This window comes from Arthrobacter sp. K4-10C, from assembly GCF_059090085.1.
In genome coordinates this window covers 119,293-140,308 of the sequence record NZ_JBNHFI010000003.1, presented here as the reverse complement: position 1 = coordinate 140,308, position 21,016 = coordinate 119,293, and the positions used below count along the sequence as shown (strand labels likewise).

The window sequence follows — 21,016 nt, the reverse complement described above, 5'->3', positions numbered from 1 at the left end:
GCCAAAAAGCGGACACAAAGGACTTCACAACGTTAGGGCAACTCCAGTCCCTGCGTCAAACCCAAGCGGCGTGCGCAAGCTATCCCCAGCTGTTCCTAACTTCCCCATTTAGCCTGTGGATGAAGTGGCTCACAGCCCGTTTTGGGAACCACAGCCGTGTAATTATCCACAAGCAACTGGCCAGCTATCTTCTAGGCTTTTCATCCCCTAGAGTGGCTCAGTAGCCGATTATCCACGGGCTGTGCATAACCCTGTGGATTAAGCTGGGCCAGTACCTGGTTCCGGACTTGGGGCTGCAGGCATTGCAGGCGAAGCAAGTTTTGAGGGAACCCATTGATGACAGTAGAAGAAGCCAACCACGCCAATACTGTCGGAAGTTCCTGGCGCCGCGTTGTCAGCCTGCTGGAGCAGGACCACCGCGTTTCCCCGCGGCAGCGCGGCTTTGTCATTCTCGCTCAGGCCCAAGGACTGATTGGTTCCACCCTCCTGGTGGCCGTTCCCAACGAACTCACCCGTGAAGTGCTCCAGACCCAGGTGAAGGATGCACTCGACGATGCCCTGCACAATGTCTTCTCGGAAGACATCCGGTGCGCCATCGACGTCGACACCGATTTGGTGCCAGTCCACGAAGAGCCCGAACCCGTCGTCGAACCGTCCTTCGTCTCAGACCAGCTGGTGGAGCAGAAGCCGCAACCCATGCTGCCCAGCACTTCCCACGAGTTCGGAAGGCTGAACCCCAAGTACGTTTTTGACACGTTCGTGATCGGATCGTCCAACCGGTTCGCCCACGCTGCCGCCGTCGCAGTGGCTGAAGCTCCCGCCAAGGCATACAACCCGCTGTTCATCTACGGCGATTCCGGTCTGGGCAAGACGCACCTCCTGCACGCGATCGGTCACTATGCCCGACGCCTCTACAGTGGCATCCGGGTCCGCTACGTCAACTCCGAAGAATTCACCAACGACTTCATCAACTCCATCCGGGACGACGAAGGCGCAAGCTTCAAGACCACGTACCGCAACGTGGACGTGCTGCTCATCGACGACATCCAGTTCCTGGCCGGCAAGGACCGGACGCTCGAGGAGTTCTTCCACACCTTCAACTCCCTGCATAACAACAACAAGCAGGTGGTCATTACCTCGGACCAGCCGCCCAAGCTGCTCGCAGGATTCGAAGACCGGATGAAGTCGCGCTTCGAGTGGGGCCTTCTGACTGATATCCAGCCGCCGGAACTGGAAACCCGTATCGCCATCCTCCGCAAGAAGGCCCTCAGCGAAGGACTTTCCGCACCGGATGATGCCCTCGAGTACATCGCTTCCAAGATTTCCAGCAACATCCGCGAACTTGAGGGCGCCCTCATCCGCGTTACCGCCTTCGCAAGCCTGAACCGGCAGCCCGTGGATGTGGCCCTTGCCGAGATGGTCCTCAAGGACCTCATCACAGACGACGGCGCCCAGGAGATCACTTCCAGCCAGATCCTCCAGCAGACAGCTGACTACTTCAAGCTCAGCATGGAAGAGCTCTGCAGCAAGTCGCGCACCCGCACCCTGGTGACGGCCCGCCAGATCGCCATGTACCTGTGCCGGGAGCTCACCGACATGTCTCTGCCCAAGATCGGCCAGGAGCTGGGCGGCCGTGACCACACCACCGTCATCCACGCTGACCGCAAGATCCGTGAGCTCATGGCTGAACGCCGCGTGATCTACAACCAGGTGACCGAGCTGACCAACCGGATCAAGCAGCAGCAGCGGGACTCCTGAGCGTCCACCGATACCTTATTAACAGGTGCATGTGGATAAGCCTGTGGACAGTTAAGGGGACAACCGCGGTTAATGGGCTTAAAACCCTTAAGCCGCCTGTGGATCGCCAAAATCGGGAAAATCTTTGTCCCCATCCACACCCTGTTTAAAACCTGCTCCACCCACAGTCCATGAACAGGGCTTAACCGCTGGAACCCGCGCCGCAGCGAGGTTATCCACAGTTTCCACAGCAGTTATTAACACTACTAATCCCAAAAAATTGAAGTCCCTCAAACAACAAGATCGATCTGACCCCTTTCCATGGACGGGCCGGGCGGCCCCGGGCCCTTTGGGGCGGGACTGGGGGATGGGTTAATCCCTGATCTTCCGGCTAAGCTGTCAGCAGCGCTCCCATCCCTGGGTTCGTGCGTGGTTCAGCCCAACGCGGACCATGCACGTAGCAGGAGCGGGACAACATTCGTCAGGGACTCCTCAGCGGAGTGCCGGCAACCAAACGCAGAAGCAATGAAAGGCGGCACCCTTCCGTGAAGTTCAGAGTCGATCGGGACGTCCTGGCAGAAGCCGTCACCTGGACAGCCCGGTCCTTGTCTCCGCGGCCGCCCGTACCTGTTCTGTCAGGCCTCCTCCTGAAGGCCGAGGCAGGCACCGTCAGCCTGTCGAGTTTTGACTACGAGACGTCCGCCCGGCTGGAAATTGCCGCCGATATCCGTGACGAGGGCACCATCCTGGTCTCCGGCCGCCTGCTCGCGGATATCTGCCGCAGCCTTCCCTCGGCTCCTGTCGACGTCGAAACCGACGGAAACAAGGTGACTCTCACCTGCCGCCGAAGCAGCTTCCACCTCGCCACCATGCCTGAAGCCGAATACCCGCCGCTGCCCGCCCTGCCGGCGATCAGCGGCACGGTGCCCGGCGATGCCTTCGCCCAGGCGGTTTCCCAGGTCATCATCGCTGCCAGCAAAGACGACACCCTGCCCATCCTCACTGGCGTCCGGATGGAGATCGAAGACGACCTGATCACCCTCCTGGCAACGGACCGCTACCGGCTGGCAATGCGGGAAGTCCCATGGAAGCCGGTGACGCCCGGTATCTCCACCAGCGCGCTGGTCAAAGCAAAAACCCTCAATGAGGTAGCCAAGACACTCGGCAACAGCGGTGACATCAACCTTGCCCTATCGGACGACGACAGCCGGCTGATCGGTTTCGAAAGCGGCGGACGCACCACCACATCCCTGCTGGTGGACGGGGACTACCCAAAGATCCGTTCGCTGTTCCCGGAATCCACCCCCATACACGCCACCGTGCAAACGCAGGAACTGGTTGAAGCGGTCCGCCGCGTATCACTCGTGGCCGAGCGCAACACCCCTGTGCGGCTCGCCTTCACCGAAGGCCAGTTGAATCTCGACGCCGGCACGGGCGAGGACGCACAGGCATCCGAAGAGCTCGAAGCACAGCTTTCCGGGGACGACATCACCGTGGCCTTCAATCCCCACTACCTGGTGGAAGGCCTCAGCGTGATCGAAACCAAGTTCGTCCGCTTCTCCTTCACATCGGCGCCCAAGCCGGCAATGATCACCGCCCAGGCGGACGCCGACGGCGAGGACCAGGATGACTACCGCTACCTGGTGATGCCGGTCCGCCTCCCCAACTAGGTCGCAGTAACTGTCGTTTTGGGCACCCCAAACGACAGTAACTGCCACCCAGTTGGGCAACCCCACCCATCCCTCGCGCAGAAAAGAGTTCCGGATGCACATTGGACTGATTGGCCTTGGCAAAATGGGATTCAATATGCGTGAGCGCCTCCGCAAGGGCGGCGTTGACGTAACGGGCTACGACCGCAACCCGGACGTTACGGACGTGGCCTCAGTGGACGAGCTGCTCGCGGCGGTTCCGGCCCCGCGGCTGATCTGGGTGATGGTTCCCGCTGGCGCGGTCACGGACGCGGTCATCACAGAGCTCGCGGACAAACTAAACCAGGGCGATCTAGTGATCGACGGCGGAAACTCCCGCTTCACCGAGGACCAGAAGCACGGCGAACTCCTGGCTGGCAAGGGCATCCGCTTCGTGGACTGCGGAGTATCCGGCGGCGTTTGGGGCCTTCAAAACGGATACGGCCTGATGGCCGGCGGAGACGCCGCTGACATCGAACGCGCGCTGCCGGTGTTCGATGCCCTGCGGCCGGAAGGTGAACGGGCTGACAGTTTTGTCCACGTGGGCGGGATCGGTGCCGGCCACTACGCAAAAATGGTCCACAACGGAATCGAGTACGGCCTGATGCAGGCCTACGCCGAGGGGTATCAGCTGCTCGCATCCAAGGACATCATCAGCGACCTGCCCGGTACTTTCCGCGCCTGGCAGAAAGGCACAGTGGTCCGGTCCTGGTTGCTGGACCTGCTGGTCAAGGCCCTGGAGGAAGACCCTGGCTTGCAGAACATCGATGACTACGTCGAGGATTCCGGCGAAGGGCGCTGGACAGTTGAAGAAGCCATCGCCAACGCGATTCCCGCCCCTGCCATCACGGCCGCACTGTTCGCCCGCTTCGAGTCCCGGGAGGACAGTTCCCCCGCGATGAAGATGGTTTCCGCCCTCCGTCACCAGTTCGGCGGGCACGCAACCCGCCCTGCCAAGTAGCACCCATCGGGGATTGCCGTTGTCCCCAGAATTGTCGAAACCCGCGTGTATCTGGAACACCTTTCCCTGACCGATTTCCGCAGTTACGCCCAGGTTGACCTTGCCCTGGAGCCGGGCGTCACCGTCCTGGTGGGATACAACGGCATCGGCAAGACCAACTTGATGGAGGCCATCGGTTACCTTGCGACGCTCAGTTCCCACCGGGTCAGTTCTGATGGCCCCCTCCTGCGTTTCGGCGCGGAGCGCGCACTGGTCCGTGCAAGGTTGGTGCGCGGCGGACAAACCACCATCCTGGAACTTGAGATCAACGCCGGCCGGGCCAACCGCGGGCGCATCAACCGCAGCAATCCGGTACGGGCCCGGGACCTGCTGGGCATTTGCCAGACGGTATTGTTCGCACCGGAGGACCTTGCCTTGGTCAAGGGCGACCCCTCCAACCGCCGGCGGTTCCTGGACGAACTGCTGGCCAGCCTTATTCCGCACCAGGCGGCTACACGGAGCGACTTCGACAGGGTACTGAAACAGCGCAACGCCCTGCTCAAGTCGGCGCGATCGGGGAAATTTACTTCCGGACACGAGGCAACCTTGGACGTGTGGGACCAGCACATGGCGAAGGCCGGTGCCGAACTCCTGCACGCCCGGCTGGAGCTGGTGGAACGCCTCCGGCCACACCTCTCCCGCGCCTACGCGGAACTCACTGACGCGTCAAAGCCCGCTGACGCCACGTACCGCTCCACCCTGCAGAACCAGATGGACGACGACGGCGCCCCCTTGGCAGGTGCGCCGCGCGGCTCCGTGCCTGGGACAGCCGGCGAAACGGAGGACCTGCGCGGGCTTTCCGTGGAACAGCTCACGGAACGCTACGTCCGGGCCTTCGCGGAGTCGCGGAAAAAGGAGCTGGAGCGGGGCATCTCGCTGGTGGGACCACACCGTGATGACCTGGAACTCGTCCTGGGACAGGCGCCCGCCAAGGGCTACGCCTCGCACGGCGAAACCTGGTCCATGTGCCTGTCCCTGCGTCTTGCCTCCTACTACGTGATGCTCGACGACGCGCGCACCGGAGGGTCGGCGCCCATCCTGATCCTTGACGACGTGTTCGCCGAACTGGATGTGGAACGCCGGCGTAAACTGGCGGCAATAGTCTCCGGCGCGGAACAGGTCCTGGTGACCGCCGCCGTCGACGCCGATATCCCGGAAGAGCTGTCCGGACGGCGGGTGAAAGTCATCCCGGGAGGTATTGATGAGCAGGGATAGTGACAAAGGAGGCGGGCTGCAGCCCGGCCGCGATCCCGACAACATCGATGCGCCACAGGCGGCACTGAACCGGATGCGCGAGGCGGCCGCCGCCCGTGGCGAAATCCGCAGGAAGGCAGTGAAGCCGGGCTCCCGGAAAGCCAAGGGCGGAATCCGGGATACCCGTGGCTTCAGCCAGTTCCACTCCACCGGCAGGGATCCTTTGGGCCTCGGCAAGGTTGTGGGACGACTGGTGGCGGAGCGGGGCTGGACGTCACCGGTGGCGGTGGGCTCCGTCATGGCGGAATGGCCTGCCCTGGTGGGGCCGGAAATTTCCGCGCACTGCACCCCGGAGAGCTTCACTGACACTACCCTCCACGTCCGGTGTGACTCAACAGCCTGGGCCACCCAGCTCCGGCTCCTCAGCGCCAGCCTGCTCGAGAAATTCCGGGTTGAGCTCGGCGACGGGGTTGTCACCAGCCTCCAGGTCCTTGGACCCTCGGCGCCCAGTTGGCGCAAGGGCGCCCGCACCGTCAACGGCCGCGGACCACGCGATACCTACGGATAGCCCTCCGGCGGACTCTTGAAAATGCTCCCAACGCCGTGTAGAGCGCTGGAAGGGCCCGTGGGTGTATAGGAACCCGGGCACCGTCCCTCTGGAGCGCCCTAGGCGCGGTCAGCGGCCGGGCACAGCCATGCAGCTTCCCGTCCACGCCTCCGGAATGCGGGGAAATGGGCCGTTTCACGGTAGAATCGTTGTAGATAACTGGGCGCGGGTGAAACGTTGACTGAGTCCGTCCTCCGTGCGCATCCAGCACGCGGGGAACGGATCCCCACCGTCAGCAAGCCACTCGCGCCATAAGTTTGTGCCTGTTGGCGGGTGACTTTTCCTGATGGAACCAGGGGAAGGAATCAGCCGGCCATCATCGAGAACAGAGGAGTCGACAGCGCCTGTGGCTAACGACAATACAGATCTGGCAGTTGAACCCGCAGTCGAGGATGCCCGTACACCTGACACTCCGGGGGAATCCGCCAAACCCCGTGAATACGGCGCCAGCGACATCACTGTCCTTGAGGGTTTGGAAGCCGTCCGGAAACGCCCGGGCATGTACATCGGTTCCACCGGCCCGCGCGGGCTCCACCACTTGGTCTATGAAGTGGTGGATAACTCCGTCGACGAAGCACTTGCCGGCTACTGTACGCACATTGAGGTGGTCCTGCAGGCCGACGGCGGCGTGAAGGTCGTGGATGACGGCCGCGGCATTCCCGTCGACATGCACCCCACCGAGCACAAGCCCACGGTCGAAGTGGTCATGACCATCCTGCACGCCGGCGGCAAGTTCGGCGGCGGCGGCTATGCCGTGTCTGGCGGCCTCCACGGCGTGGGCATCTCCGTGGTGAACGCCCTGTCCAGCCGGGTGGATACCGAGGTCCGCCGCCAGGGCCACGTCTGGCGGATGTCCTTCGCCGACGGTGGCAAGCCGCAGGGCAGCCTGGTTATGGGCGAAGAGACGGACCGCACCGGCACCAGCCAGACGTTCTATCCGGACCCGGCAATCTTCGAGTCCACCGAATTCGATTTCGAGACGCTCCGCGCCCGCTTCCAGCAGATGGCCTTCCTCAACAAAGGCTTGCGCATCACGCTGACGGACGAGCGCACACCTGCCGATGACGACGCCGACGCCGACCTGGACCTGGACGGAATCGCCACCGAGGGTGAGGTCAGTGCCGAACACCGCACTGTGGTGTACCAGTACGACGACGGGCTGCTGGACTACGTCAAGCACCTGAACTCCGGCAAGAAGGTGGACGTGGTCCACGAGGACGTCATCGCCTTCGAAACCGAGGACACCGACCGCCGGATTGCCCTGGAGATGGCAATGCAGTGGACCAGCGCGTACTCCGAGAGCGTCCATACCTACGCCAACACCATCAACACCCATGAGGGCGGAACCCACGAAGAGGGTTTCCGTGCAGCCTTGACCTCCCTGATCAACCGCTACGCGCGGGAGAAGGGCATTATCAAGGAAAAGGAGGACAACCTCACTGGCGACGACATCCGCGAGGGCCTTACGGCTGTCATCTCCGTCAAGCTGTCCGAGCCCCAGTTCGAAGGCCAGACGAAGACCAAGCTTGGCAACTCCGAGGTCAAGGGCTTCGTCCAGCGCGTAGTCACCGACGGTCTTGGTGACTGGCTGGAACGCAACCCCGGCCCCGCCCGTGACGTGATCCGCAAGGCCATCTCGGCCGCCCAGGCGCGCATGGCGGCACGGAAGGCACGCGACAACGCACGCCGGAAGAGCCCCCTGGAGTCGTTTGGCATGCCCGGCAAGCTTTCGGACTGCTCTTCGAAGGATCCGGAAAAGTGCGAGGTCTACATCGTGGAGGGTGACTCGGCAGGCGGTTCCGCCAAGCGTGGCCGCAACCCCGAGACCCAGGCCATCCTGCCGCTGCGCGGCAAGATCCTTAACGTGGAGCGTGCCCGGCTGGATAAGGCGCTGGGCAATGCCGAAGTGCAGTCCATGATCACGGCCTTCGGCACGGGCATTGGCGAGGACTTCGACCTTTCCAAGCTCCGCTACCACAAGATTGTCCTGATGGCCGACGCCGACGTTGACGGCCAGCACATCACCACCCTGCTGATGACCCTGCTGTTCCGCTACATGCGGCCCCTGATCGAGAACGGCTACGTGTACCTCGCACAGCCGCCGCTTTACCGGATCAAGTGGTCCAACGCGGCGCACGACTACGTGTACAGCGACCGTGAACGCGACGCCAAGCTTGTTGCCGGCCAGGCCGCCGGGCGCAGGATCCCCAAGGACAACGGCATCCAGCGCTACAAGGGCCTGGGCGAGATGGACTACACCGAACTGTGGGACACCACCATGGACCCGGACAACCGGACACTGCTGCAGGTCACAATGGATGACGCCCTCGCCGCCGACCAGATCTTCTCCGTCCTGATGGGCGAAGACGTGGAGTCCCGCCGCAACTTCATTCAGCAGAACGCCAAGGACGTCAGGTTCCTGGATATCTAGAGCCTCGCTCCCAATATTCGGACTCTGACATATACCTGAAACGGAAACAAATAAATGAGCGACGAAACACCCGAGAACCCGGCTGCTGACGCCGGTAATCCGGACACCGTTCTTGAAGGCGACGTGCTGATTGACCGCGTGGAACAGGTTGACCTGCAGACGGAAATGCAGCGGTCCTACCTGGACTACGCGATGGCCGTCATCGTGGGCCGTGCCCTTCCCGACGTCCGGGACGGGCTTAAGCCCGTCCACCGCCGTGTGCTCTATGCGATGTTCGACGGCGGCTACCGCCCGGACCGTTCCTTCAACAAGTGCGCCCGTGTGGTGGGCGAGGTCATGGGCCAGTACCACCCCCACGGTGACACTGCCATTTACGACGCCCTGGTGCGCCTGATCCAGGACTGGACCATGCGCTACCCACTGGCGCTTGGGCAGGGAAACTTCGGCTCGCCGGGCAACGACGGTGCGGCCGCGCCGCGTTACACCGAAACGAAGATGGCGCCGCTGGCCATGGAAATGGTCCGTGACATCGACGAGGAAACCGTCGACTTCCAGGACAACTACGACGGCAAGAACCAGGAACCCACCATCCTGCCGGCACGGTTCCCCAACCTGCTGGTCAACGGCTCGTCCGGCATCGCCGTCGGCATGGCCACCAACATTCCGCCGCATAATCTTCGCGAAGTGGCCGACGGTGTCCAGTGGTACCTTGCCAACCCCGGCGCCAGCCGCGAGGACTTGCTGGAACAACTCCTCCTGCGCGTCAAGGGCCCCGATTTCCCCACCGGCGCCACCATCCTTGGCCACAAGGGCATCGAGGATGCCTACCGGACGGGCCGCGGTTCCGTCACGATGCGTGCCGTGGTGAACGTTGAGGAACTGCAGGGCCGCACCTGCCTGGTGGTCACCGAACTGCCTTACCAGGCGAACCCGGACAACCTGGCCATCAAGATCGCTGAACTGGTCAAGGACGGCAAGATCCAGGGTATCGCCGACCTGCGCGACGAAACGTCAGGCCGCACCGGCCAGCGGCTGGTCATCGTCCTCAAGCGGGATGCTGTGCCCAAGGTTGTGCTGAACAACCTCTACAAGCACACCGAGCTGCAGAGCAACTTCTCCGCCAACATGCTGGCGATCGTCGACGGCGTTCCGCGCACCCTGAGCCTGGATGCGTTCATCCGGCACTGGGTGACCCACCAGCTGGACGTCATCGCCCGGCGTACGCGCTACAGGCTGCGGAAGGCCGAGGAGGAAGCACACATCCTCCGCGCCCTGCTCAAGGCACTGGACATGCTGGACGAAGTTATCGCACTCATCCGGGCCTCCAGCACCACTGAAGCCGCACGGGACGGCCTGATGGAACTGCTGGATATCGACGAACTGCAAGCCAGGGCCATCCTGGACATGCAGTTGCGCCGCCTTGCCGCCCTGGAACGCCAGAAGATCCAGGACCGGCACGCGGAACTCGAAGCGCTGATCGAGGAATACAACGCGATCCTTGGCTCCGAGCAGCGCCAGCGCGAGATCATCAGCACCGAACTCGGTGAGATCGTGGACAAGCACGGCGACGACCGGCGCACCAAGATCCTCATGGGGTACGACGGCGATATGTCCATGGAGGACCTCATCCCCGAAGAGGAGATGGTGGTCACCATTACCCGCGGCGGCTACGTCAAGCGGACCCGCAGCGACAACTACCGCTCCCAGCAGCGGGGCGGCAAGGGCATCAAGGGCGCACAGTTGCGCGGCGACGACGTGGTGGAGCACTTCTTCGTCACCACCACGCACCACTGGCTGCTGTTCTTCACCAACCTCGGCCGGGTGTACCGGGCGAAGGCCTACGAGCTGATTGAAGCCGGACGCGACGCCAAGGGCCAGCACGTGGCCAACCTGATGGCGTTCCAGCCTGACGAACACATCGCCCAGGTGCTGGATCTGAAGGACTACCAGCAGGCCCCGTACCTGGTGCTCGCCACCAAGCGCGGTTTGGTGAAGAAGACCCGCCTGGAGGACTACGACACCAACCGGTCCGCCGGGGTGATCGCCATCAACCTCCGCGACGGCGACGAACTGGTGTCCGCACAGCTGGTCTCTGAAACGGATGACCTGCTGCTCGTGTCCCGCAAAGGCCAGTCCATCCGGTTCACCGCCACCGAGGATGCCCTCAGGCCGATGGGCAGGGCAACGTCCGGCGTGACCGGTATGAAGTTCCGTGAGGACGACGAATTGCTGGCAGCCAACGTGGTCACTGACGGCTCCTACGTGTTCATCGTGACCGAGGGTGGCTACGCCAAGCGCACTGCCGTGGAGGAATACCGCCTCCAGGGCCGCGGCGGCCTGGGCATCAAGGTGGCCAAGCTTGCCGAGGAACGCGGCGACCTGGTGGGGGCACTCATCGTGCAGGAAGAAGATGAAGTGCTGGTGGTCATGGAGGGCGGCAAGGTTGTCCGGTCTTCTGTTGCCGGCGTGCCCGCCAAGGGACGCGACACCATGGGCGTCATCTTTGCCAAGCCGGACAAGAACGACCGCATCATTGAAGTGGCGCGCAACAGCGAACGGGGTCTTGAGGGCGAGGAATCGCCGGAGGATGACGTAACGTTGGCTGAAGATGGCGGGGCCACTGGGGAGTCCGCCGCGCCAGGAATGGCAGACGAATCACCGGCCGTTGAGTCAGAGGACGCCTCGGGCGACGCTGAGCCGAACGAAGACACCACGGAGGTAACGAGTGAGTAATCCCGACTCATTTCCCAAGCCGAGCAGCACTGTTCCCGACGGAAACCGGCCCTCACCGGCACCCCGCGTGAACGCCCCGGTTCGTCCGCAGCAGCGGCCGGCAGCGCCTGCCGCCGCCCCGGGCCAGCGCCCGGCTGCTCCCGGCCAGAGGCCCGTCCAGGGTCAACCAGGCCAGCCAGGCCAGCGGCCGGTGCAGGGTCCGCGCCCTCCAGCCGCGGGGCAGCGCGCTGCGGCAGGGGCTCCGGCGCAGGGAACTCCCGGGCTGGTCAAGCCCGCGCCGAAGGCTAAGGTCCGGCGTGCCCGCCTGCTGATCAGCAAGGTGGACCCGTGGTCTGTCCTGAAGATGGCCTTCCTGCTGTCCGTTGCCCTGGGAATCGTCACCGTGGTGGCTGCCATTGTGCTCTGGACCGTCCTTGACCTCACCGGCATTTTTGACCAGGTGGACAGCCTGCTCGGTACGCTGGCCGGTTCCGAAGGCGGCGGCTTCGAGTTGAAGAAGGTGGCTTCGCTGGGCCAGGTGGCTTCCTTCGCGACCATCATCGCCGTGGTGAACGTGGTCCTGCTGACCGCGCTCTCCATGCTTTCCGCAGTGCTTTACAACATTTCTGCCACCCTGGTGGGCGGCGTAGGCGTCACCCTCACCGACGATTAGGACCCGTTTCCGCCGGCCCGGACCGGCGGAAAGGCCCGATTTGAGATCGGGCCGGGATGTGCTGTAAAGTCATGTCTCGGCCCGATGAGGCATCGGGGCGTATAGCTCAGGCGGTTAGAGCGCTTCGCTGATAACGAAGAGGTCCCAGGTTCAAGTCCTGGTACGCCCACGGAACCTGTGCAGGTTCAAGTGGAGGTTTGGTTCGGGGATAACCCGCAGCCGGATCGGAACGGGGGGCATGTGAAGAAGTTGCTGGTACTTGCAGCTGCCATCGCAGGCGTCCTGGTCTACCGCAAGGCACAGGAATCCGAAGCCCGGAAAACTGTCTGGAGCAAGTCGACCGATACGGTCGACTAGTACGGACGCCCGGGACGGAGGCTGGTAAATAGGTCTTCGGTTCTAGGGTATGATTGACGGGTTGCTTCTTATGGGGGCATGGCGCAATTGGTAGCGCACCTGCTTTGCAAGCAGGGGGTTCGGGGTTCGAGTCCCCGTGCCTCCACCATAAGAAAGTCCCGGTCCGCGGAAACGCGGGCCGGGGCTTTTGCTTTCCCCGCCGGCCACCACCAAGCACCTTAGGGTTGAGCAGTGACCTTCTTCCTTGCGGCCATGGGTGTCCTGGGCGTGGCCTCATCCGGACCGCTGATCGCCGCCACCCTGGGCGCCACCAGCGTCAGCGCCCTTGCCATAGCCTTCTGGCGGAATGCCATCGCCGCCGCCGTGATGGCCACCCCCACGCTCATCCGCGAGCCCCGGCAGTTCCGCAGGATAACCCGCCGGGACTTCGCCTGGTCGATGGTGGCCGCTGCAGCACTGGCCCTGCACTTCGCCTGCTTTATTACGTCTCTTCAACTGACCTCTGTTGCCGCCGCCACCGCGCTGGTCTGCCTGCAGTCGGCATGGATTGCCGTCTTCCAGCTTTTCCGCGGCATCCGCCACCGCTGGCAGGTGCTGGCCGGGCTCGGCACTGCCTTCGCCGGTGTCGTGGCCATTACGGGCTTCGACATGGGCTCCTCGCCGGAGGCCCTGCTGGGAGACCTGCTGGCCGTGGCGGGTGGTGCGCTGGCCGGGCTCTACACCCTGGCCGGTGGCAAGGCGCGGCAAAACATGACCACCAGCACGTACACCACGCTCTGCTACGGAATCTGCGCGGCCCTGGTGGCACTTATGGCATTGATGGCCGGCCAGCCCCTGACCGGCTTCGACGCCACAGGCTGGCTCGGCATTGCCGCCATCACCGTGTGCGCCCAGCTGGTGGGGCACACTGCCTTCAACCACCTGCTGGCCACCATGAGCCCGCTCCTGGTGTCGATGATCATCCTTCTGGAGATACCGGGCGCGGCGCTGCTCGCGGCCGTGTTCCTCGGGGAAACGTTGCCCGCCGGCACCTACGCCGGGTTGGGCATGATCCTGGCGGGTCTCGCCGTCGTCGTTCTGGGCCAGAAGCCCGGACGGGCCGTGAGGCGCACCCAGCCACCCGGGGAGGAACCGCCGTCGGAACGCCTCGCCGAACTGGGGACCGACTAGCTACTGGCCGCCGCGGCGGACCGGCTGCGCGGTGTTAACGGTGTGGATGGCGCGCAGGAGCTTGGCCGGAAAGTACACCGAGAAGAAGACCACCATGGGGGCCTTCAACGCCATCTTCTTGACGTTGTGCGCCTTGTAGGTGCGGTCGAACCGGGTGACGTAGTAGCGGTAGTCGCGCGGAGAGTCCTCAAGCCTGCGGGCGGACATGCCCGACACCATTTGCGCGCAGTACTGCACCTTCAGCTCGTGGTCGGCCAGGTGCAGGGACAGATCGATGTCCTCATGCATCTCGTCCTTCTCGTCACGGCACGTTTCCGCCCGGATGGTTTCCCACGCGGAGGCACGCAGGGCCATGTTGGACCCGAACAGGAAGTGGTACTGGTGCTTTGCGAGCTTGAGCATCAGCTGCCGCATCTTGTCGTCCGCCTTCAGCCCGAAGCGGCGCATCGGCATGTCGTAGTAGACCACCGGACCCGTGGCTGCCTGCACCGACGGGTCAAGGAAGGCTTTCTGCACCTGCTCCACCCAGTCCGGTTCCAGGACGGAGTCGGCATCGATGCGGCCCAGGACATCGCCGGTGGCGTGGTCCAGGCCGAAGTTGCGGGTGGGAATCAGTCCCTGTTCCCGGTCCTGGCTCAGCAGGATGACAGGGCTCTCGGGGTACTCGAGCTGCATCTGCCGGACGATGTCAGCTGTCCGGTCCTTGGAAAGGTTGTCCACCACGATGATCTCGTGGGCTGGAACGGACTGGTAGATGGCGGCGATGAGGCACTGCCGGATGACGCTTTCCTCGTTGTACGCCGGGATGACGATGGACACACGGGGCAGCTCGGCTGCGTCGTTCAAGGCATCCCCAAGGGGTTGATCAGCTGACATCACTTCAAATCTAGCACCGCCGGGCTGCCTGCCCGGGAGGAAAGCGGCGTTCCTGGCGGGAATAGGGGAAGAGACGGCCGAAGGGGCCCCGTTATGCAACGGGGCCCCTTCACGGCAACTGCGGGTGACTAGGCCTGGCTGGCGCCCTTGTTCCCGTTGTTAATGCTGGCGGCGATGTTCCTGGTGGCCGTCTTGGCATCGGTGGCAGCCTTGGCCGCGCTTTCGGAAGCATCCTCGGCCACATGCTTGGCCTTGTCTGCTGCTTCCTCCGCTTTCTCCTTGGCAGTGTCCGCAACGTCGGAGGTCTTGTCAGAGCCTGCAGCGGCGAACGAACCCGTGGCGTCGCCGGCCTTGTCCGCCGCGTCCGTCGTGGATTCCTTGACTTCGTTGACAGTAGTGGCCGGAACCGGGGCGGGCGTGGGGGTGACCGGGGACGGCGTCTTCCAGGGGTCCTCCACCGGCTTGGAAGCCTTCCATGCGGCAACACCTGCGGCCACCGCCGCGGCGATGACTCCGAAGACCAGCCAGCCGCGCTGCTTCTTTGGCGGTTCCGGCTGGGCCAGCTGGATGCCGACAGTACGGCCGGCTTCCGTTGCGGCCGCCTTCAGCTGGGTACCGGTGGCCTGGGCCTGCTCCTGGAGGGCATGGACAATTCCGACGTCACCGAGCTTCTGCGCAACAGCATCCACGCGGGCCGGAGTGCTTTCCAGGGTGCGGTGCACAGCCTCGGAAGCATGGCCGATCTGGTCCGACAGCCGGGGAAGGTACTCCACCACAACGCGGTCACGCGCATTCAGGACTACTGGAGTGGCCTTGTCAAGGGCTTCGTGCAGGCGCGGGGAGGCGCCTTCCACAGCGTCGTTGATCTTCGGGGCGAGCTGCGCCAGGCCGTCCTGGATCCGGGGGGTCACAGTAGCCACCCCGTCCGCCAGGTTGTGTGCTGCCGTCTTCAGGCCTTCCTGGATCTTGGGAGAGGCGGTATCCAGGCCGTGCTGGAGGCGCGGAACCGCCCAGTCCACGGCGGCTTCCACGCGGGGGGCAGCCCAATCCTTGGCATTCTCTACGGCGCCGATGACTGACAGCTCAAGGTCACGGGCAATACGATCCGATTTCTTCACAACTACCTCCCGATTAATGTGACGGTCTGTGGTTAGCCTACGTGGCTTGGTCTTCACCGGCTATTCTCACCGCGGATTTAAGGGCGATTTCACCCAGCGCGGAACTGCAGCAGGGGCCGCACCCGTCAGGGAGCGTCGTGGAAGAATGGGCCCTATGACTGCCATCGCAACCGCAAAAGCAACCATCCACACAAGCCTCGGCGACATCGTGGTTAACCTCTTCGGCAACCACGCGCCCAAGACCGTCAAGAACTTCATCGGCCTCGCCACGGGCGAGCAGGCGTGGACCCACCCCGAAACCGGCGAGGACAAGACCGGCACTCCGCTGTACAACGGAACCATCTTCCACCGGATCATCAAGGATTTCATGATCCAGGCCGGAGACCCGCTGGGCCGCGGCACCGGTGGACCCGGCTACCGGTTCGACGATGAAATCCATCCGGAACTGAGCTTCAACCAGCCCTACAAGCTGGCCATGGCCAACGCCGGCATCCAGATGGGCAAGGGCACCAACGGCTCGCAGTTCTTCATCACCACCATCCCCACTGACTGGCTCCAGGGCAAGCACAGCATCTTCGGTGAAGTGGCGGACGAGGAATCCAGGAAGGTCGTGGATGCCATCGAGGGTGTCCGCACCGGCATGGGTGATCGCCCGGTGGAGGACGTCACCATCAACAGCATCGATATCGAACAGCTGTAATACCGCGCACCATGAGTTACGGAATTCCGGCGGCTGAGCCGTCCGCCCAGGTCCCGGTATGCCCCCGGCACCCTGACCGGCCCTCCTATGTACGCTGCCAGCGGTGCGGGCGCCCCGCGTGTCCCGACTGCCAGCGGGCGGCCGCCGTCGGATTCCAATGTGTTGACTGCGTCAACGAGGCAAAACGTACGACGCCGGAAGTACGGACCGTCTATGGCGGCGCCGTCGCGACCGGCAAACCCATGGTGACGTTCGGGATCATCGCCGTCTGTGCTGTTCTGTACGTCCTGCAGTGGCTGATTCCCAATGACGTTATCTACCGGGCCCTCGGTTTCGCGAACATCTATGCGGAACCGCGGTATGGACAGTTCGAGCCGTGGCGGATGCTCACCGCGGCATTCCTCCACTCGCAGGGGTTCATTCTCCACATCGTGCTGAACATGTACATGCTGTGGGCTTTCGGGCAGGCCCTTGAGCCGCTGCTGGGCCGCGCGCGGTTCCTGGCGCTTTACATCATTTCGGCCTTCGGGGGTTCCGTCGGCTACCTCCTGCTGACCCCCCTCTATCAGCCGGGCCAGCCGCTGTACGGAGTGGTGGGTGCTTCCGGGGCCATCTTCGGGCTCTTCGGAGCGATGCTGCTGGTCCAGCGCCACCGCGGCGGTGACACCCGGCAGCTGTGGGTGTTGATTGCCATTAACGGCGTGATTGGGTTCCTGATACCCCAGATTGCCTGGCAGGCGCACCTTGGGGGCCTGATTGCGGGCGGGCTCTGCGCAGCAGTGCTCGCCTATACCCCTCGCGGCCCGCGCCAGGGACTGCTTCAGGCGGCGGGACTGGCTGCCGTGCTGGCTCTTCTCGCTCTGGCGGCTTGGGTCCGCGTCTCTATGTAACTGCACGCGACCCGGCTCCACGGCGTGGGTCGCACACCCCGGCACCGTCATGGTGCCGGGTTTTTTGTTTTCCACAGCGCTTATCCACAGTGTTAATAACTTACATGCCTGTCATTCGATGCTGGATCCGGCGCGGGCGCCCGGCTTCCAAGGTCCCAGCGCGTGCGCGCCGCCTTTTCTCCACACCTGTGGATAAGTCTTGGGGATAGACATGTGCTTAAGTGGACAAACTGCCCTCCGCGGGCGGGTTTGTGGAAAAGCCGCGTGTAACCAGGGCTGCCGGGCCTCTGCGGGACTATCCGGCGATGCCTTTCAACAGGCTTATGCACACTGTTAATAAGTCACTTCCGTGTAGTTCGCGGCCGGCAAGGGGCCCGGATGCCAGCGTACGGGCCTTTAAGGCTCGCGAATCCCCAGATTTTTTCCACAGCTGTGGATAAGTTGTGGGTATTGGAGTGTTGGTAAGTGGATAAGCTTCTGATGCCGTTTGTTTCCCGCCGCTCCACATGCCTCAGGAGGACTTCCTTGCCTGCCACCCAACACATCTTCCTCGACAAGCAGCACCCCGCCATGTGGCGCGCCATCAACGGCCTGGCTCTGAAAATCAAGGAAGCTGCCGCGGAAGCAGGGATTGCAGCAAAGACCCTGGAACTCCTTAGCGTGCGGATATCCCAAATCAACGGCTGCGCCTACTGCCTGGACCTTCACGTCAAGGAAGCAGAGAAGGCAGGGGAAACAGCCCAGCGGCTGGCCGTGCTCCCTGCCTGGCGGGACACGGCGCTGTTCACGGAAAAGGAACGCGCTGCCCTGGCGCTCGTGGAAAGCATTACGGAACTCCCAGGCCAGCAGGTCCGCGACCTGGAGGAAGGCTGCGCCCGAAAGAACCTGACGGAGGAGGAATTTTCGGTGGTGAGCTGGGTGGCGGTCAGCATGAACGCCTTCAACCGCATCTCCATCGCGAGCCACCATCCGGTCCGCCGCGATCGCTAGGCATGCACAGAGCTTGGCCCCGGCGACGCTTATCCACAGGCTATTCCACACTGTTAATAACCGCATTGCGGGGACGGGTTTCGTCTGGGCGCCCCAGCTCTGGCGCCCGAGACGGTGCCGGTGACGTTATCCGCAGGTTTTCAACATTGTGGATAACTTTCCCAACAGCTGGGGAGAACGTCCTACCGGCCTGACTCCTGCCAGATCCCTGCGGAACCCCTCCGGTGGCTGTCCAACAGATGGGTGTCCACCATCCCGATGGCTTCCATCAGGGCGAACATGGTGGTGGGTCCGACGAAGGAGAAACCCTTCTTGCGAAGCGCTTTTGAGAGCGCCACCGACTCCTCGGACTGGGTGGGAATATCAGTGTGGACCACCGGCCGGGGGGTGGATGCGGGACGGAACTGCCAAACAAAGTCCACCAGGCCGCCCTCTTGCCTCAGCGCAACAGTGGCCTGGGCGTTCTTGATGGCGGCGAGGATTTTCAACCTGTTCCTGACGATCCCGGGGTCCTGCAGAAGCCGCTCCACGTCGGACGGAGTAAACAGTGCGACGGCGTCCGGGTTGAAGCCTGCAAAGGCGGCGCGGAAGGCCGGACGCTTGCGGAGGATGGTGGCCCAGGAGAGCCCTGCCTGGAAGCCCTCCAGGCAGATTCTTTCGTAGAGGCCCTGCTCGTCGGTGACGGGAAGGCCCCACTCATGGTCGTAGTACTCCCGAAGCAGCGGATCGGTCGATGCCCAGGCTGGCCGGGCAAGGCCGTCATCGCCGACTATGACGGAGCCGGCAGTGTCAGCAGCCATCCGGTTCCTCCAACGGTCCGTGCGGTGCGCGGGAAGACGTTCAGGAGCGCCAGCGCGTGGTCATCAGGAAGCCGACGATGGCAATACCGAACCCGGCCACGATGTTCCAGGATCCCCAGGCCTGGACGGGGAAGAGGCCTTCGCTGATGTAGAACGTAATGATCCAGAACAGGCCGATTATCATCAGGCCGAACATGACGGGCTTGAACCACACCGGGTTAGGCTTGTACGCCTGGGGGGAAGCAGGCTGGGCGGTGCTGGCAGTCTTCTTGCGCGGCTTTGACTCGGGCACTGGCTCTCCTTGGCGGGCTGGGTAAGCTCGGCGTCCCGGGCTTGATATCCTGCAAGAAGGAAATTGCCAGCGGTCTGCGCGATCTTGGTCAAATCTGGATTCTTACTAGCAGCCAATTCTAGCCGGACTTCCTGGGCCGCCGGTGCCCAGCGGAACCGCCCCGAGGAGAACGCGTGGTATTGCAGGAGAAGGCGAGGCCCGCCGCTGCGCCGGCTCCCGGCGCCGGAATAGTACGCGGAACCATTCAGGTAATCGGCGAACTCCTCATCACCGCAGGGATCATCCTCCTGTTGTTCGTTGCCTGGCAGTTGTGGTGGACCAACGTGGAATCGGACGCCAGGCAGAGCGAAGTGATCAAGGAATTTGCGCAGGACCTTGGCACCCCGCCGCCAGCCGCCCCGGGGGAAGCGTCGCCGGCTGGCCCCGTCGATGATTTCGGGGCACCAGTAGTGGGAACGGCGCCCGGCCATGCCGGAACCATCGGCATCATGTACATCCCCAGGTTCGGCGCCAACTACACCCGGCCGATCGTGCAGGGAACCACCAGTGATGTTTTGGACACCCTGGGCCTGGGCCATTACGCCAACACCGGCATGCCCGGAGCAGTAGGAAACTTCGCCGTCGCGGGCCACCGGCAGACCCACGGCGCCGTGCTGGACAACATCCATACCCTGGTCCCCGGTGACAAGATCTATGTGCAGACCAAGGACGGCTACTACGTGTACGTCTTCCGTAACAACCAGATCGTGATGCCCAGCCGCACGGACGTCCTGGAACCGGTTCCAACCCTGCCCGGTGTCACCCCAACGGAAAGCTACCTCACCATGACCAGCTGCAACCCGCGCTTCGGAGCGGAAGAGCGCATCATCGCCTACGCCCTGCTGGACAGCTGGCGTCCTGCCTCCGCCGGTCCGCCCGCCGAGATCGCCGCGCAGGTGGCGGCCGCGATCGGCAAGGGCTAAGCATGTACGGCTGGATTTTCCGCCATCTTCCCGGCCCCCTATGGCTAAGGATCGTCACCGCACTGGTACTCATCGCCGTTGCACTGGTATTGATGGTCCAGTTCCTTTTTCCGTGGATGTCCGAGTACACCCAGTTCACTGACTCAACGATTGGTGCAGCAAGCCAGCCATGACCACAACCAAGATCCTCGTGGTGGATAACTACGACAGCTTCGTCTACACCCTGGTGGGCTACCTCCAGGAGCTGGGCGCCGAGACCACCGTGGTCCGCAATGACGACGTCACACTGGCCGAGGCCATTGAGCTGGCCGGCACACGCGACGGCGTCCTGATCTCGCCTGGCCCGGGTAACCCTGCTGAGGCAGGTGTCTGCATCGAGCTGATCCGGTGGTGCGGGGAAAACAGCGTGCCGATGTTCGGCGTATGCCTGGGACACCAGGCCCTTGCGGAGGCGTTCGGCGGCAAGGTGACACATGCGCCGGAGCTCATGCACGGCAAGACGTCACTGGTGGAACACATTGGCACCAGCGTCTTCGCGGGACTCCCCTCCCCCGTCACCGCCACTCGCTACCATTCCCTGGCCGCCGTTCGGGAATCGATTCCCGACGTCCTGGAAGTCACCGCCCAAACTGCCTCGGGCGTGGTGATGGGCCTTCAGCACCGGACCGCTCCCCTGTGCGGCGTCCAGTTCCACCCCGAGTCCGTCCTGACCGAGGGCGGCTACCAGATGCTCGGCAACTGGCTGGAATCGCTGGGCATGGCAGGCGCAGCCGCACGGGCAGCGAAGCTAAGCCCGCTCATCCAGCACTAGGGGCCGGC

Annotated in this window: 20 protein-coding genes and 2 tRNA genes; 18 read left to right on the top strand and 4 right to left on the bottom strand. The window is 63.4% G+C overall.

The genetic code is table 11. The features are described from left to right. The first annotated feature begins 336 nt into the window (after nucleotides 1-336). The 12 genes from dnaA (at nucleotide 337) to AC5RUU_RS05130 (ending at nucleotide 13,569) form a co-directional block, all read left to right on the top strand. Nucleotides 337-1,758 carry a chromosomal replication initiator protein DnaA gene (gene dnaA, locus AC5RUU_RS05185; RefSeq protein WP_493974145.1) on the top strand — a complete coding sequence of 474 codons (1,422 nt, stop codon included), beginning with the start codon at nucleotides 337-339 and terminating at the stop codon, nucleotides 1,756-1,758. A gap of 524 nt (nucleotides 1,759-2,282) precedes the next feature. Beyond that, nucleotides 2,283-3,407 carry a DNA polymerase III subunit beta gene (gene dnaN, locus AC5RUU_RS05180; RefSeq protein ID WP_009357111.1) on the top strand — a complete coding sequence of 375 codons (1,125 nt, stop codon included), beginning with the start codon at nucleotides 2,283-2,285 and terminating at the stop codon, nucleotides 3,405-3,407. A gap of 94 nt (nucleotides 3,408-3,501) precedes the next feature. After that, complete coding sequence (gene gnd, locus AC5RUU_RS05175; RefSeq protein WP_493974144.1) at nucleotides 3,502-4,386, top strand: phosphogluconate dehydrogenase (NAD(+)-dependent, decarboxylating); 885 nt, start codon at nucleotides 3,502-3,504, stop codon at nucleotides 4,384-4,386. A 45-nt stretch (nucleotides 4,387-4,431) separates the two neighbouring features. After that, complete coding sequence (recF, locus tag AC5RUU_RS05170) at nucleotides 4,432-5,640, top strand: DNA replication/repair protein RecF (RefSeq protein ID WP_493974143.1); 1,209 nt, start codon at nucleotides 4,432-4,434, stop codon at nucleotides 5,638-5,640. Further along, a complete protein-coding gene (locus AC5RUU_RS05165; RefSeq protein ID WP_493974142.1) occupies nucleotides 5,627-6,187 on the top strand; it encodes a DciA family protein in 561 nt (186 codons plus the stop codon). Before recF ends, AC5RUU_RS05165 begins: the two co-directional genes overlap by 14 nt. A 385-nt stretch (nucleotides 6,188-6,572) precedes the next feature. Further along, the gene (gene gyrB, locus AC5RUU_RS05160) at nucleotides 6,573-8,657 is read left to right on the top strand and encodes a DNA topoisomerase (ATP-hydrolyzing) subunit B (RefSeq protein WP_493974141.1); all 2,085 of its coding nucleotides are present in this window, start codon (nucleotides 6,573-6,575) and stop codon (nucleotides 8,655-8,657) included. Between the two features lie 54 nt (nucleotides 8,658-8,711). Next, entirely contained in the window at nucleotides 8,712-11,390 is a 2,679-nt protein-coding gene (gyrA, locus tag AC5RUU_RS05155) for a DNA gyrase subunit A (protein ID WP_493974140.1), read from the top strand. After that, complete coding sequence (locus AC5RUU_RS05150) at nucleotides 11,383-12,042, top strand: DUF3566 domain-containing protein (RefSeq protein WP_493974139.1); 660 nt, start codon at nucleotides 11,383-11,385, stop codon at nucleotides 12,040-12,042. The genes gyrA and AC5RUU_RS05150 overlap by 8 nt, the downstream gene beginning before the upstream one ends. Before the next feature lie 95 nt (nucleotides 12,043-12,137). Next, nucleotides 12,138-12,211, top strand: a tRNA-Ile gene (locus tag AC5RUU_RS05145). Nucleotides 12,212-12,282: 71 nt separating this feature from the next. Then, complete coding sequence (locus AC5RUU_RS05140; RefSeq protein WP_229748488.1) at nucleotides 12,283-12,399, top strand: DLW-39 family protein; 117 nt, start codon at nucleotides 12,283-12,285, stop codon at nucleotides 12,397-12,399. Nucleotides 12,400-12,471: 72 nt separating this feature from the next. Further along, nucleotides 12,472-12,547: transfer RNA gene (locus AC5RUU_RS05135), tRNA-Ala, on the top strand. An 83-nt stretch (nucleotides 12,548-12,630) separates the two neighbouring features. Then, nucleotides 12,631-13,569, top strand: a complete 939-nt coding sequence (locus AC5RUU_RS05130; RefSeq protein ID WP_493974138.1) for a DMT family transporter — start codon at nucleotides 12,631-12,633, stop codon at nucleotides 13,567-13,569. Here AC5RUU_RS05130 and AC5RUU_RS05125 read toward each other — a convergent pair whose 3' ends face one another. After that, complete coding sequence (locus AC5RUU_RS05125) at nucleotides 13,570-14,445, bottom strand: glycosyltransferase family 2 protein (protein WP_493974137.1); 876 nt, start codon at nucleotides 14,443-14,445, stop codon at nucleotides 13,570-13,572. A 128-nt stretch (nucleotides 14,446-14,573) separates the two neighbouring features. Continuing rightward, the gene (locus AC5RUU_RS05120; protein WP_493974136.1) at nucleotides 14,574-15,563 is read right to left on the bottom strand and encodes a hypothetical protein; all 990 of its coding nucleotides are present in this window, start codon (nucleotides 15,561-15,563) and stop codon (nucleotides 14,574-14,576) included. 154 nt (nucleotides 15,564-15,717) lie between these two features. On the opposite strand from AC5RUU_RS05120, the gene AC5RUU_RS05115 reads away from it, so the two are divergent. The 3 genes from AC5RUU_RS05115 (at nucleotide 15,718) to AC5RUU_RS05105 (ending at nucleotide 18,143) form a co-directional block, all read left to right on the top strand. Continuing rightward, nucleotides 15,718-16,263 carry a peptidylprolyl isomerase gene (locus AC5RUU_RS05115; RefSeq protein ID WP_493974135.1) on the top strand — a complete coding sequence of 182 codons (546 nt, stop codon included), beginning with the start codon at nucleotides 15,718-15,720 and terminating at the stop codon, nucleotides 16,261-16,263. A gap of 11 nt (nucleotides 16,264-16,274) precedes the next feature. Beyond that, on the top strand, nucleotides 16,275-17,153 hold the full coding sequence (locus AC5RUU_RS05110; RefSeq protein ID WP_493974134.1) for a rhomboid family intramembrane serine protease: 879 nt from the start codon (nucleotides 16,275-16,277) through the stop codon (nucleotides 17,151-17,153). Between the two features lie 525 nt (nucleotides 17,154-17,678). Then, the gene (locus AC5RUU_RS05105) at nucleotides 17,679-18,143 is read left to right on the top strand and encodes a carboxymuconolactone decarboxylase family protein (protein WP_493974133.1); all 465 of its coding nucleotides are present in this window, start codon (nucleotides 17,679-17,681) and stop codon (nucleotides 18,141-18,143) included. 182 nt (nucleotides 18,144-18,325) lie between these two features. Here the strand turns inward: AC5RUU_RS05105 and AC5RUU_RS05100 are convergent, their stop codons facing one another. Beyond that, a complete protein-coding gene (locus AC5RUU_RS05100; protein ID WP_493974132.1) occupies nucleotides 18,326-18,943 on the bottom strand; it encodes a DNA-3-methyladenine glycosylase I in 618 nt (205 codons plus the stop codon). Nucleotides 18,944-18,983: 40 nt separating this feature from the next. Continuing rightward, nucleotides 18,984-19,235, bottom strand: a complete 252-nt coding sequence (locus AC5RUU_RS05095; RefSeq protein ID WP_493974131.1) for a cell division protein CrgA — start codon at nucleotides 19,233-19,235, stop codon at nucleotides 18,984-18,986. A 173-nt stretch (nucleotides 19,236-19,408) separates the two neighbouring features. Between AC5RUU_RS05095 and AC5RUU_RS05090 the strand changes: the two genes are divergently transcribed. From AC5RUU_RS05090 to AC5RUU_RS05080, 3 genes are read left to right on the top strand one after another with little or no spacing between them, the layout of a single operon-like run. Next, nucleotides 19,409-20,197, top strand: a complete 789-nt coding sequence (locus tag AC5RUU_RS05090; protein WP_493974130.1) for a class E sortase — start codon at nucleotides 19,409-19,411, stop codon at nucleotides 20,195-20,197. A 2-nt stretch (nucleotides 20,198-20,199) separates the two neighbouring features. Continuing rightward, entirely contained in the window at nucleotides 20,200-20,370 is a 171-nt protein-coding gene (locus tag AC5RUU_RS05085; protein WP_493974129.1) for a hypothetical protein, read from the top strand. Beyond that, nucleotides 20,367-21,008, top strand: a complete 642-nt coding sequence (locus tag AC5RUU_RS05080; protein ID WP_493974128.1) for an aminodeoxychorismate/anthranilate synthase component II — start codon at nucleotides 20,367-20,369, stop codon at nucleotides 21,006-21,008. The genes AC5RUU_RS05085 and AC5RUU_RS05080 overlap by 4 nt, the downstream gene beginning before the upstream one ends. The last annotated feature ends 8 nt before the right edge of the window (nucleotides 21,009-21,016 follow it).

What these genes read in the sequence shown, in the direction of transcription:
- AC5RUU_RS05115 (WP_493974135.1), top strand. Translation starts at nt 15,718, where the DNA reads ATGACTGCCATCGCAACCGCAAAAGCAACCATCCACACAAGCCTCGGC.
- dnaA (WP_493974145.1), top strand. Translation starts at nt 337, where the DNA reads ATGACAGTAGAAGAAGCCAACCACGCCAATACTGTCGGAAGTTCCTGG.
- gnd (WP_493974144.1), top strand. Translation starts at nt 3,502, where the DNA reads ATGCACATTGGACTGATTGGCCTTGGCAAAATGGGATTCAATATGCGT.
- AC5RUU_RS05100 (WP_493974132.1), bottom strand. Translation starts at nt 18,943, where the DNA reads ATGGCTGCTGACACTGCCGGCTCCGTCATAGTCGGCGATGACGGCCTT.
- AC5RUU_RS05085 (WP_493974129.1), top strand. Translation starts at nt 20,200, where the DNA reads ATGTACGGCTGGATTTTCCGCCATCTTCCCGGCCCCCTATGGCTAAGG.
- AC5RUU_RS05110 (WP_493974134.1), top strand. Translation starts at nt 16,275, where the DNA reads ATGAGTTACGGAATTCCGGCGGCTGAGCCGTCCGCCCAGGTCCCGGTA.
- AC5RUU_RS05125 (WP_493974137.1), bottom strand. Translation starts at nt 14,445, where the DNA reads ATGTCAGCTGATCAACCCCTTGGGGATGCCTTGAACGACGCAGCCGAG.
- gyrA (WP_493974140.1), top strand. Translation starts at nt 8,712, where the DNA reads ATGAGCGACGAAACACCCGAGAACCCGGCTGCTGACGCCGGTAATCCG.
- AC5RUU_RS05165 (WP_493974142.1), top strand. Translation starts at nt 5,627, where the DNA reads ATGAGCAGGGATAGTGACAAAGGAGGCGGGCTGCAGCCCGGCCGCGAT.
- AC5RUU_RS05080 (WP_493974128.1), top strand. Translation starts at nt 20,367, where the DNA reads ATGACCACAACCAAGATCCTCGTGGTGGATAACTACGACAGCTTCGTC.